Annotated in this window: 11 protein-coding genes; 5 read left to right on the top strand and 6 right to left on the bottom strand. The window is 44.2% G+C overall.

The features are described 5' to 3' along the window. Nucleotides 1-445 precede the first annotated feature (445 nt). Both mutY and VF500_RS27505 read left to right on the top strand, forming a co-directional pair. Entirely contained in the window at nt 446-1,492 is a 1,047-nt protein-coding gene (gene mutY / locus VF500_RS27510; RefSeq protein WP_330862732.1) for an A/G-specific adenine glycosylase, read from the top strand. A 24-nt stretch (nt 1,493-1,516) separates the two neighbouring features. Next, nucleotides 1,517-1,927, top strand: coding sequence for a single-stranded DNA-binding protein (locus tag VF500_RS27505; protein ID WP_330862731.1), 411 nt, complete (start codon nt 1,517-1,519; stop codon nt 1,925-1,927). A 100-nt stretch (nt 1,928-2,027) separates the two neighbouring features. Here the strand turns inward: VF500_RS27505 and VF500_RS27500 are convergent, their stop codons facing one another. Together VF500_RS27500 and VF500_RS27495 are read right to left on the bottom strand one after the other, a co-directional pair. Continuing rightward, nucleotides 2,028-2,519 (bottom strand): hypothetical protein, encoded by a 492-nt coding sequence (locus tag VF500_RS27500; protein WP_330862730.1) that lies wholly within the window; start codon nt 2,517-2,519, stop codon nt 2,028-2,030. A 113-nt stretch (nt 2,520-2,632) separates the two neighbouring features. Further along, nucleotides 2,633-4,822, bottom strand: coding sequence for a S9 family peptidase (locus tag VF500_RS27495; protein ID WP_330862729.1), 2,190 nt, complete (start codon nt 4,820-4,822; stop codon nt 2,633-2,635). 102 nt (nt 4,823-4,924) lie between these two features. Between VF500_RS27495 and VF500_RS27490 the strand changes: the two genes are divergently transcribed. Both VF500_RS27490 and VF500_RS27485 read left to right on the top strand, forming a co-directional pair. Continuing rightward, entirely contained in the window at nt 4,925-6,457 is a 1,533-nt protein-coding gene (locus tag VF500_RS27490) for a serine hydrolase (protein ID WP_330862728.1), read from the top strand. A 295-nt stretch (nt 6,458-6,752) separates the two neighbouring features. Then, nucleotides 6,753-6,884, top strand: coding sequence for a hypothetical protein (locus VF500_RS27485; protein ID WP_330862727.1), 132 nt, complete (start codon nt 6,753-6,755; stop codon nt 6,882-6,884). Between the two features lie 71 nt (nt 6,885-6,955). Here VF500_RS27485 and VF500_RS27480 read toward each other — a convergent pair whose 3' ends face one another. Further along, nucleotides 6,956-8,323 carry a hypothetical protein gene (locus tag VF500_RS27480; protein ID WP_330862726.1) on the bottom strand — a complete coding sequence of 456 codons (1,368 nt, stop codon included), beginning with the start codon at nt 8,321-8,323 and terminating at the stop codon, nt 6,956-6,958. Between the two features lie 231 nt (nt 8,324-8,554). Here VF500_RS27480 and VF500_RS27475 point away from each other — a divergent pair, with 231 nt between their 5' ends. Beyond that, a complete protein-coding gene (locus VF500_RS27475; protein ID WP_330862725.1) occupies nt 8,555-9,019 on the top strand; it encodes a DUF4920 domain-containing protein in 465 nt (154 codons plus the stop codon). A gap of 2 nt (nt 9,020-9,021) precedes the next feature. On the opposite strand, the gene VF500_RS27470 is transcribed toward VF500_RS27475, so the two are convergent. From VF500_RS27470 to carB, 3 genes are all read right to left on the bottom strand, one after another. Further along, a complete protein-coding gene (locus VF500_RS27470; protein WP_330862724.1) occupies nt 9,022-9,483 on the bottom strand; it encodes a hypothetical protein in 462 nt (153 codons plus the stop codon). Between the two features lie 60 nt (nt 9,484-9,543). Beyond that, nucleotides 9,544-10,191 carry a hypothetical protein gene (locus VF500_RS27465; RefSeq protein ID WP_330862723.1) on the bottom strand — a complete coding sequence of 216 codons (648 nt, stop codon included), beginning with the start codon at nt 10,189-10,191 and terminating at the stop codon, nt 9,544-9,546. A gap of 99 nt (nt 10,192-10,290) precedes the next feature. Then, nucleotides 10,291-11,988 (bottom strand): carbamoyl-phosphate synthase large subunit (carB, locus tag VF500_RS27460; RefSeq protein WP_330862722.1); only part of this gene is annotated, 1,698 nt, incomplete at its 5' end.

Below are 11,988 nucleotides of genomic sequence, written 5' to 3'. Positions count from 1 at the left end.
TATTTTATAAATACTTAACTGTTTTGGGGTTGCAAAAGTATTGCTTTATCCGTTAACAGCGAAATATTTATCCGTTTTTTTTTGCCAATAGCGCAAAACCTACATTTTCGTTACAATTTTGAGTATGAGAGGCTTATAAATCACCACTTAACTGACAGCTTCCAGGTGTAAAGAAGTGTGAAAAAAAGTGTGAAAATCTATCATTCCAGCCCGTAGCGAAGGCTTGCCATTTCACAGGTATGCAGCCCGTATCTATCCCCTGTTTTTTAAATTTCACATCTCACAGTTTCTTACTTTCTGGCTCTTCCCCGCTCCTATCTCCTGCCTCTTGATTCTTGATTTCTTTCCTCTTGATTTCTTGTCTCCTGGCTCTTGATTTCTTGCCTCTTGATTTCTTGTCTCCTGATTCTTCCTGCCTTCTTGTTTCTTAATTACTTTTACAACGATGAATTTTACCGACGAACTGGTACAATGGTACTTAAACAATAAACGCGATCTGCCCTGGCGCAACACCACCGATCCTTATGTGATCTGGCTATCCGAGATCATCCTGCAACAAACCCGGGTTGAACAGGGCATGCCCTACTTTTACCGCTTCCTGGAGAAATATCCTGATGTAAGCAGCTTTGCCGCCGCCCATGAAGATGAGATCCTGAAGCTATGGCAGGGATTGGGTTATTACTCAAGGGGACGCAACATGCTCAAAACAGCACGCCTGGTACAGGAACTACATAACGGCCGCTTCCCCGATAGTTATGATGAGTTGATTAAACTAAAAGGCATTGGCGAATATACGGCCGCTGCTATTGCCTCATTTGCAGCCAATGAAGCCAAGGCCGTAGTTGATGGCAATGTTTACCGGGTGTTAGCCCGTTTTCTGGGTATTTATGAACCCATCAACTCAACCGGGGGTAAAAAAACATTTCAACGGATAGCCGATGACTTTCTTAATAAGAAAATGCCGGGATTGCATAATCAGGCCATGATGGAGTTTGGCGCCATGCTATGCAAACCTAAAAATCCCGGCTGCGGAACTTGCCCCGTTCACACAGGTTGCGAGGCATTTAAAACCAATGCGGTGGCCGCCCTCCCCGTGAAATTAAAAACCGTAAAAGTTCGGGAACGCTTCTTCAATTATTTCCTGGTAACCAACGACGATACCATTTTGATGAACAAAAGGAGCGATAAGGACATCTGGGCTAATATGTTTGATTTGCCTATGGCTGAAACAGATACACTTTTAAGCGTAAAAGAATTATTGAAACAACCTGAGGTTTCGGCTGTTTTTGGTAATGATATTGAAGCAATTGAAGTTTCGCCGGTACATAAACACATCCTTACCCATCAGCGGCTTTTTGTAAGGTTGATAAAAATTGAAAATCAGCCCCTTAAAATGCACGAAAATTGGGTTAAGATCAATGTTCAAAACCTGCCGGAGTTAGCATTGCCGAAAATCATTTTTATATTATTAAAAAATATTTTTAATTTGTAAAATAATTTTGCGTTAATTTATGGCATGTCTGGAATAAACAAAGTAATACTCGTTGGCCATTTGGGGAAAGACCCCGAAGTACGAAATTTAGAAGGCGGGGTGTCTGTAACGAGTTTCCCTTTAGCTACTTCAGAAACCTTTAATAAAGACGGTAAAAAGGTTGAACAAACTGAGTGGCACAATATTGTAATGTGGCGCGGACTGGCTGAAGTTGCAGCCAGGTTCCTTTCAAAAGGGAAGCTGGTTTATATTGAAGGGAAATTACGTACCCGCTCCTTTGAGGATAAAGAAGGAGTTAAAAAGTACACCACCGAAATTGTGGCCGAAAACTTTACTATGCTTGGCCGCAAAAGTGATTTTGAAACTGAGCCGTCAAAATTACCTTCAAAAAACGGGGATTCGTTTATGGATCATTTAAATGCCGAGGATTATTGAATTTGCCGATACTTTACTAAAACTACCCCAATAAAAATGCCAGTAGCGAGAGTGCCACTGGCATTTTTATTTCAATGGTCCGAAGAAAGTTACAGACCTGTTACTGTTTAAAATAGTTCACTCCCTGTGGCGCGGTACAATCCTCGGCCGGCCCGCATATATATGTCAGCGTAAGTATATTTCCGCTGGCATTCAAAACCATATTGTAGTTGGCCGTTACTGCAATAATATTATTAACAGCTGCCAGTTCCGAAACCGGGCCAAAAGCATTGTTTTTGTTTTGATAATCAGTTATATCATATAAGGTTAATACCGAATTCTGGATCTTATATTTTCCAACCCTTTTTGATGACGTTCCGATAAGCTTTTTGGAAACTGAATCAACACTGGTCACTGTACCCTCAAATGTATGATCAGTTTTAAAATCGTATTCATATTGTATCCACTGTTGTGAATAGGCAGCCGGAACAATCCATTTCCCCGATACGTTCAGCTCACTTGTTACCGTCTCTTTATGGCAGCCCCAAAACGCCGTTATTAAAACAATGGCTAACAAGCCTAACACTTTTGCAGGATTCGTAATCTGTTTCATATCAATGGTTACGCTTAAAAAAAGCATAATGATACAGCATCATATTCTTTTTCCGGGCAAAAGCAAAAGCCCTCATATAATGAACTATATGAGGGCTTTTCCTGTTATTGTGTTTATCTTCCTCCCGGAGGACATTTAGCCTTCAGGTACTGCGTAAACAGCGTACGCAGGTGCTGTGTTGTACCTTCCCCTTCTGATATGGAATGCGTACGGTTAGGATATGACATCAGCTGAAATTGCCTGTTGTATTTAACCAACTCGTCAATCAGCAGCTCTGCATTTTTGTAATGCACGTTATCATCTCCAGTACCATGAATATAAAGCAGGTTACCTTTCAGATTTTTAGCGTAAGTAACCGGCGACCCTTTAATAAACACAGCACGACCGGCATCATCCGTAGGCACGCCCATGTAACGCTCCTGGTAAATGTTATCATAAGTAAGCTGGTAACCTACTGCTGCTACCGCGATACCTGTTTTATAAATATCGCCATACTGGAACATCAGGTTGAGGGTTGATGAACCACCGCCGCTCCAGCCGTGTACTGCTATACGGGTTGAGTCAACAAAAGGCCATTTGATGATCTCTTTGGCGGCCATAGCCTGGTCGCGAATGTTAATGATGCCAATATTTTTGTAGATAGCCTTGCGCCAGGCGGTGCCTTTGGGGGCAGGAGCGCCACGGCCTTCAACCGACATGTAAATATACCCGTCATCGGCCATACTGCCTTCATACAGCCTGTTACGGCCTGTACCCCAGGTATCTGTAACGGTTTGCCCTGCCGGTTCGCCATAAACAGTGAACAGCACCGGATATTTTTTATTCGGATCAAAATTGGTTGGTTTTACCATCCAGCCATCCATTTCAATGCCGTCGACAGTTTTTACTTTGAAAAACTCGGGTTTGTTTTTAGCATCCTTGTCAACGGTTATTACAGTGCCGCCAATATGTTTATGCTCAGGCAGGCTGATCACTTCGCTTTGCGAGTGGGTATAGCTGTTACTGAAGTTATGCAGGGCAACTTTGCCGTTAGGCGATATATCATAACCATGTGTACCCGGTTCATCTGCCGGCGAAACACGCTCGGCTTTGCCGCCGCTTAATTTTATTTTGTAAAGATATTTTTGTGTAGCATTATCCGGCGAAGCTATGAAGTATACATAACCCAAAGCTTCGTCAATCATATCAACCCCTATAACGTCATAATTACCTTTGGTAATCAGTGTTTCTTTGCCCTCGCGGGTTATTTTGTAAAGATGACGCCAGCCGTCTTTTTCGCTCAGCCACAAAAAGCTTTTGCCTTTTTCAATCCAGCCCCAACCCACAGCGTCGCCGCCTGCTACACGGTCTTTTACATCAATCCACGAATCATTATGCTCTTCACGGATCGCTCGGGTTGTACCGTTTGATACATTGCCTATGAACACGCGGCTTTCATTTTGCGCGCGGTTCAATTGTTCAAGAATAACTTCGTTTGAGTTATCGGCCCATTCCATATTTGGGATGTAATGCTGCACAGCATCTCCCGGAACGTTGATCCAGGTGGTTTTGCCGGTAGCCGTGTTAACAACTCCCACTTTGCATGAGCTTGGATCTTCACCTGCAACAGGGTATTCAACCGGAACTACATATGGATAAACCGAATCGGTAGTGTTCAGCATCAGGTAGGTTTTGATCTTGCTGGCATCTATTTGCCAGTAGGCTACCGATTTGCTATCCGGCGACCAGCGGAAACCATCGCGGCAGCCAAACTCTTCCTCATAAGCCCAGTCAAAAGTACCGTTGATAAGCTTTTGGGTACCATCAGTAGTCAATTGCTTTACTGAACCGTCGGCCAGGTCTTCCATATAAATATTATGCCCACTTACGTAAGCAGCCTTTGTGCCATCCGGCGAAAATTTGGCGAACATCAGTGATGACGCCGGCAAGCTTTTACCCAGTTGCCAAAGTTTTTTGGTATTGGAATCATAAACCCAGTAATCGCCGCGGGTGTCATAGCGCCATACTTTTTTGGTATTGGTGTTAATGAGCACTTTTTTGTTATCATCGCTCACGGTAAACCTTTTAACACTGATAGGAGCTTTGCCTGCAGGTGTCAATTCTTCTTTGGTGATAAAAACAGTTTTTTTGGAGGTATCGCGGGCGTCGACCATGATGATCTGTCCTCCGGTGATGCGATAATACTGATAGCCGTCTTTAGTCCAGTTAACAGCCGCGCGTTGTGCCCGGGCAGTATTTTGCTGGATAATTAACAGTAGCGCGGTAAGGAAAATTAATCCCGAACGGTAAAATTTCATATACATTTAGTTTGAATTAATAGAGCGCCGTTATTTTTATTTATTAAGTAACGTCACTGTAAATTTTGCGTTAAATTAGCACAATAAAGAAATCTAAAGTCATCTGTAATGAAAAAAATACCTCTATTGCTCGCTGTCTGCATGTTATTTTTCACATCAGTTAACGCCCAGCGGGCCGACAGGAGCAAGTTCATTAAAGATAGTTTAGACCTCTATATCAGCAAGGCCCTGACCAATTGGCGCGTGCCCGGCATAGCTGTTTGTATTGTGAAAGACAACAAGGTGGTGCTCATGAAAGGCTATGGCATTAAAGAGCTTGGCCTCATGAACAAGGTTGATGAAAATACACTGTTCATGATAGGCAGCAACACCAAGGCTTTCACCGCAACAGCGCTTGCCATGCTGGAGGCAAACAAAAAACTGTCGTTAGATGACAAGGTAACCAAATACATTCCGGAATTTAAACTGGAAGACAAAAACGCAAGCGACCAGGTAATAGTGCGCGACCTACTTTGCCACCGCCTCGGCTTCCGAACCTTCCAGGGCGATTTTACTTTTTACAATACCAACCTTACCCGCCAGGAGGTAATTCAGCGTTTGGGCAAGCTTAAAGCCACCTATCCGTTCCGTACACGCTGGGGTTATACCAACGCGGCGTTTTTAACCGCCGGTGAGATCATTCCAAAAGTAACCAACGGACATTCATGGGAAGCCTATTTAAAAGAAGCCATTTTCGCGCCACTGGGCATGGGCAATACCCTGGCCTTGAGCAAGGACTTGCCAACATCCCTAAACCGCACCGTTCCGCATACCATTGTTGATGGCAGGCTTACACCTATCCCCTATTGCCAGATAGATGGCATCGCGCCTGCAGGGTCTATCAGCTCGTCGGTAAATGATATGAGCAAATGGGTGCTTGCTTTATTGAACGATGGTAAGGTTGGGCAGCGCCAGGTGATCCCTTCTGCTGCCATCCAGGCTACACGTGTGCCGCAGGATATTGTGGGCAGTGTGCACCATATGAACGGCGAAAACAACTTTGAACTTTATGGCTTAGGCTGGTTTATACAGGATTATTCGGGCCACCGGCTGGTGATGCATGATGGTGGGGTTAACGGCTATTTGTCGTCAGTAACGCTTTCCCCGCAGGATAACCTGGGTATTATCATCTTAACCAATACCGATCAGAACGAACTGTTTGAAGCCCTGCGCTGGGATATTTTAGATACTTATTTTAAACAGCCCTTCCGCAATTATAGCGAGGGTTATTTAAAACAATATAAAGCCAATACAGCAACCGAACAAGCCGAAGATAAAAAGCTGAGAGACTCCGTATTGTTGAATCCCAAACCATTGTTATTACCCAACAAATACATTGGCAAATACAGCAATGATTTTTATGGCAGCATGGAAGTTACGCAAGGCGAGGGTAGTAACCTTGAAATGCGCTTTGAGCACCACCCCAAAATGTACGCATTATTAAAACCACTTGGCGGCAACCGCTTTTATGTAACTTTTTCTGACCCTACGTTGGGCAAAGCAGTGTTCCCCTTTACCGTGCAAAACGGTGAGGTTACAGGTGTGCGTGTAAAAGTGGCTGATTTTGTGGAGCGGGGGGCTTATGATTTTAAGAAGAATTAGGATTTTGAAAACTCTGCAGATTGAAAAAAAAAGCAGTTGAAGACTTACAAAGTTTTTAAAACTTCGTAAGTCTGGATTCAAGAACCGTGGTGTTGAATAGAAAACCGATGGACCCAACTAAAGCTGAAATGACACCTTCATCACGTCATGCTGAATGTTTAAATCCGTTCGGCTCTGAATGTGAAATAAGATTAACCCAAGAAGGCCTGTCATCCTGAGCCTGTCGAAGGGTCGCGCGCAGAGGCCTTCCCACCATGCTTCGACAGGCTCAGCATGCCCCCTGTTTAAATATGTCATGGGTAAGAATGAAGCTTATACTTCGCCCTTTATAGCACCTCTGTACAATAAAAAATCCTTCGCGGTCGCTCAGGATGGCAAAGGCCTACCTACCGAACTTTACCTCTCCTTAAAAAGCAAAACCCTATAAAAAATCAGCGCCATAACATCTCCTGAAATAAGAGTTGTTATGGCGCTAAAAATATCTGTTAGATTAGCAGCTTATGGCAATACGATCTTACGGATGCGGTTGTTGTAATAGTCCGCTACGTAAACATTGTTGCTGGCGTCAACCGTAATGCCTTGCGGCGAATTAAATATACCTGCGGCACCAACACCGTCAGCGAAACCGGTTGTTCCGTTACCGGCAATTACTTTTAGTACTTTGTCCTTGGTAATTTCCAGGATCCTGCCATTTTGATCGGCGATGAACAGGTTCCAGTTTTTATCAAACGCAATAGCCGATGGACCGCCAAGAAGAGCGATTTGTTTATTACCACCGGTAAAGGTAGTAACAACACCTGCCGGAGTTATTTTACGAATAGTGTGATTAAGCGCTTCAGCCACGTATATGTTATTGCTGGCATCAATCGCAATACCGTTAGGCTTGTTGAAAGTAGCACTGGTTGCTGTCGCATTATCCAAATAGCTTGCACCTCTGCTGCCTGCAAACGTGGTAACTACACCGGCAGGAGTAATTTTACGAATGAGGTTATTACCCATATCGGCTACAAAAATATTTCCGGAACCATCAATTGCCAAACCGCGCGGGCTGTTGAAGGTTGCCTTAGTGCCTGTTCCATCAGTATAACCAGCATCGCCGCTGCCTGCGAAAGTACTTACAACACCGGCTGGCGTAATTTTGCGGATATTATTGTTGCCATAATCGGCAACGTAAATATTGCCTGACGCATCGGTAACCAAACTTTGAGGAGCGTAAAACTGGGCGGTAGCTATAGGACCATCAACATAGCCAATTTCGCCATTGCCCGAAAGCGTAGTGACATCTCCCGCCGTCGTGATCTTTCGTATAGCGCTGTTAAATGAATCAGCAACATAAATATTGCCGTCCACACCTGTAGTTATTCCCTGCGGACTGTCAAAAAGAGCAGCTCCACCTAAGCCATCAACAAAATCAGCTGAAGCACTGCCAGCAAGTGTGCTAACTGTTCCTCCGGTTGATGTTGTGCCATCGCCGGTGGTAAACTGAACCACTTTGCCGTAACCGGTACCTCCGCTGTTTACAGCGTATGCACGGGCGTAATAAGTTGTTTTTGGGGTTAAACCGGTAATTTTTGTAGTATAGGCATACTGAAGTACGGTATCTTTGGTTTTTGGGTCGCCCGTGGTAGGGGTTTGATTAGTTGAGCTGTAGCAAACGCCATAGCTGCTCAAGCTTATATCGGTTGTCCCGTTAAATAAACCACCGGCATAGGCAATTGTTCCGCTTTCGGCAGTCACCACATCCATCGTGGTCAAATCTGGTACGGTTACCACTGTAGCGTCTTTTTTACTGCAGCTTGTGCCTGCTAAAGCAACGGCAAATAAAAACGCAGCAAATAAAATTGTTTTAGTAAAGCTCTTTTTCACGAGTTAATTTAAAAGTTATTATGTAGTAAAGTAAGCAAAATTAACTCATCAATACGTAGCAAATCACTTTAAAGTAACATTTTAACAAATATTAACATACTTATTACTTACCAAAGGATGATTCTGCCCTGCAGATACCGATAAAACCCGGTCAATTACTTTTTGAACGAAAGCTAATATCAATCAAAAACCCGGCAACATTTCAGGCAGTGGTATGTTATCATACTTACCATGAAATTAATAACACTGTTTATATCCATTTTAATAGCCAATATAGCTGTTGCCCAAAAACATGTGCCGTTGCCGCACGGAATGGTATTTGGAGAAAAGCCCGATACCATAACATTAATGCCGGCATCGAAGCTGGAAGCTTTTATGGGGAACAAAACACGCATTACCACCGCCATTAGCGGCAAGGTGATTAAAGTAACTAAAGAAAAAGGCGGCTGGTTTGAAATGGATGCAGGTAACCAACGGGTTATTGCAGCCTACTTTACCAATGCGGGTATAAATCTGCCCCGGCAATTAGCGGGCCGTACAGTAATAATTTCAGGGATAGCGGCCAAGCAATTCATCGCCGACGATCTGCAGCATATGGCCGGCGATACAGTTAACGGCAAAAAACAACATAAGGTAAAAACCAATCCTTACCGGAGAATCAGTTTTGAGGTGAAGGGATTAATGATAGATAAATAAGGTTATTCAAGCCTTGTAAATGAAAAGCTATAGATAAGCCTGAACCCGGCAACTGGCGTGGCCCGGTAGCCTTTTTTCAGATAATCGCCATGAAAATTGAGATCGAGCGCTTGATGACGTCCTGATAGTAGAATAAACCCTACCCCACCCGTGCCACCGAAACCGCTATAATCGGCATCATAGTAACCAAAAGCACCCGCCGAGGCATAGATTGTTTTATTGAAGTAATACCTACCCGAAAGGCCGGCCAGTACATTGTATGGTACTTCCGCGCTCAAATAAGGCGTGAGGCTGACAGCCTTTGTTATTTTAATTTCACCTTGCAAAATACCGCCGAAGCCGGTACTGTTTTCGCGGGAGGTGTTAAAGCCAAATCCCAGGCCGATAGCATTTTTGGCCTGGGCATGAACTTTTACTGCCCCGCATATCTGCAGGGCAAAAAGCAGGATAAAGGTAGTTCTCAAAGCAGGATGTGATTAGTCTTGTTAAAGTTAACGTACGTACATTAACCATGACAATCATACCTATGCGTTTGTTACGATAAGCTGCCTTAATTTTTCAGAAACCTCATTTTTGTTTACCGCAGATGCTTCGCGTTTACATTTCATGTAGTGTTCGCGGGCAATTTTCTCGGCCAGATCGCCGATAGTTTTTACGTGCATCTCTTTACCAAAGCGCCCTGCCAGTTTCAAGCCTATACCAGCTATCACCATACCGGCAATTCCTATGGCTAAGTAATAAAAGGCCAACACAAAGCTAACGACCAATATCATCGTAAACAGGTTAACTATCCATTGCTTGGGTTGAAGCAAGCTGATCTGGAAACCCATCTCCTCTTCAATGGCAGCCACAGCTTCAATACGGCTATCGCGCGGAAAAAGATCAACAAGTTTGGTTTGGGGCTTTATGATATCCTTATCATGGCCTGCTGATGCATTAATGGCATTACGGAGCTTGTAAAATGCCTGCTGTGTAGTACAGCCATCATTTGTTTTCTTTACCTTTTCAACTACAACGTCGCAAAGTTTACCAAAGTTTTGTACATCATTTACTGATGTATCGTTTAAACTGATGTTAAATGATTTTTCAATTTTCACTAAAACATCACCCATATCTTCAGGATCAACACTTTTAAGGTTGATTTCCTGACCATTAGCCGAATTAACTTTCAATCTATAGTAACTAAATACAACAATAGTGAACCTGCAATTAGGGTTGCAGGTTCACGTTATTAGCAATTAAACTACAAAGGCTGCAATTTAATGTTTTAATTATCTGCTTAAATACATCGATTTCTCTTTGTACAAATTCCTGAAGTACGGGTCTTGCAGGTTAGGGATGAAGCGGATAGCCTCACCGGTAGATTTCATTTCCGGACCAAGCTCTTTAGTAACTTCCGGGAATTTATCATGCGAGAATACCGGTTCTTTGATCGCATACCCCCAAAGCTTACGTTCGATGGTAAAGTCGCTCAGTTTATTTACGCCGAGCATTACTTTAGCAGCAATGTTGATGTAAGGCACGTCATAAGCTTTGGCAATGAAAGGCACCGTACGTGATGCACGCGGGTTAGCCTCTATCACATAAACTTTATCATCCTTTACAGCAAACTGGATATTAAGTAAGCCGCGCACGTTAAGGGCTTTGGCAATCTTTTTAGTATATTCTTCAATCTGGCTGATCACATTGTCCGACAAATCAAACGGAGGCAGTACTGCGTATGAGTCGCCTGAGTGGATACCCGCTGGCTCAATGTGCTCCATCATACCTACAATGTGAACATCCTCGCCATCGCTGATCGAGTCAGACTCGGCCTCAGCGGCACGGTCAAGGAAGTGGTCAATTAGCACGCGGTTGCCCGGCAGGTTACGCAGCAGGCTTACTACTGCTTTCTCCAAGTCTTCATCGTTGATCACAATGCTCATGCCCTGGCCACCTAATACGTAGCTTGGCCTTACCAATACAGGGTAGCCAATCTTGTGGGCTACTTCAAGTGCTTCTTCAGCACTTTCGGCAACACCGTATTTGGGGTATGGAATTTCAAGCTCTTTCAACAGATCAGAGAAACGTCCGCGGTCTTCGGCAATGTCCATATCATTGAATGAAGTACCAATGATGCGGATACCGTGCTCGTGCATCTTTTCGGCCATTTTAAGCGCAGTTTGACCACCCAGCTGAACAATTACACCATAAGGTTTTTCAAGCTCGATGATCTCGCGTACATGCTCCCAGTAAACCGGTTCAAAGTACAGCTTATCGGCCATGTTAAAGTCGGTAGATACCGTTTCAGGGTTACAGTTAACCATGATGGCCTCAAAACCGGCCTCTTTAGCAGCAAGCAGGCCGTGCACACAGCTGTAATCAAACTCAATACCCTGACCAATGCGGTTAGGTCCCGAGCCCAATACAATGATCTTTTTCCTGTCGGATGACACCGATTCGTTCTCACCTTCATAGGTTGAGTAATAATACGGTGTTTTTGCAGGGAACTCGGCAGCACAGGTATCAACCATTTTGTAAACGCGGGTCATGCCCAGGGCTTTGCGGCGCTGGTAAACATCCTCTTCGGTTACGTTGCCCAAAATGTGAGCTATCTGTACGTCTGAAAATCCTTTTTGTTTAAGGGTCATGAAAAACTCTTCAGGGATATTATTAAGGCTGTAGCGGCGCAGCTCAGTTTCAAGGTTGATCAGGTCCTGGATCTGGTTCAGGAACCAGCGGTCGATCTTGGTTACTTTACGTACCGATTCGATTGGCACACCAAGGCTCAGGGCGTCATAGATGTGGAATAGCCTGTCCCAGCTTGGGTGCTCAAGGCTGGCCATGATCTCTTCGAGGTTGCGGCTCTGGCGACCGTCGGCACCTAAACCGGCACGACCGATCTCCAGGCTTTGGCAGGCTTTCTGCAAGGCTTCTGTAAAGCTGCGGCCAATGCCCATCACCTCACCTACCGATTTCATCTGCAGACC

Origin of the sequence: Mucilaginibacter sp., assembly GCF_036383575.1 — a bacterium.
Classification (GTDB): Bacteria; Bacteroidota; Bacteroidia; order Sphingobacteriales; family Sphingobacteriaceae; genus Mucilaginibacter.
This window is presented reverse-complemented; position numbering and strand designations above follow the sequence as displayed.

Coding starts and splice junctions, on each gene's coding strand:
- VF500_RS27500 (WP_330862730.1), bottom strand. CDS start 2,519: ATGAAACAGATTACGAATCCTGCAAAAGTGTTAGGCTTGTTAGCCATT.
- VF500_RS27490 (WP_330862728.1), top strand. CDS start 4,925: ATGAAAAAAATACCTCTATTGCTCGCTGTCTGCATGTTATTTTTCACA.
- VF500_RS27485 (WP_330862727.1), top strand. CDS start 6,753: ATGGGTAAGAATGAAGCTTATACTTCGCCCTTTATAGCACCTCTGTAC.
- mutY (WP_330862732.1), top strand. CDS start 446: ATGAATTTTACCGACGAACTGGTACAATGGTACTTAAACAATAAACGC.
- VF500_RS27495 (WP_330862729.1), bottom strand. CDS start 4,822: ATGTATATGAAATTTTACCGTTCGGGATTAATTTTCCTTACCGCGCTA.
- VF500_RS27475 (WP_330862725.1), top strand. CDS start 8,555: ATGAAATTAATAACACTGTTTATATCCATTTTAATAGCCAATATAGCT.
- VF500_RS27505 (WP_330862731.1), top strand. CDS start 1,517: ATGTCTGGAATAAACAAAGTAATACTCGTTGGCCATTTGGGGAAAGAC.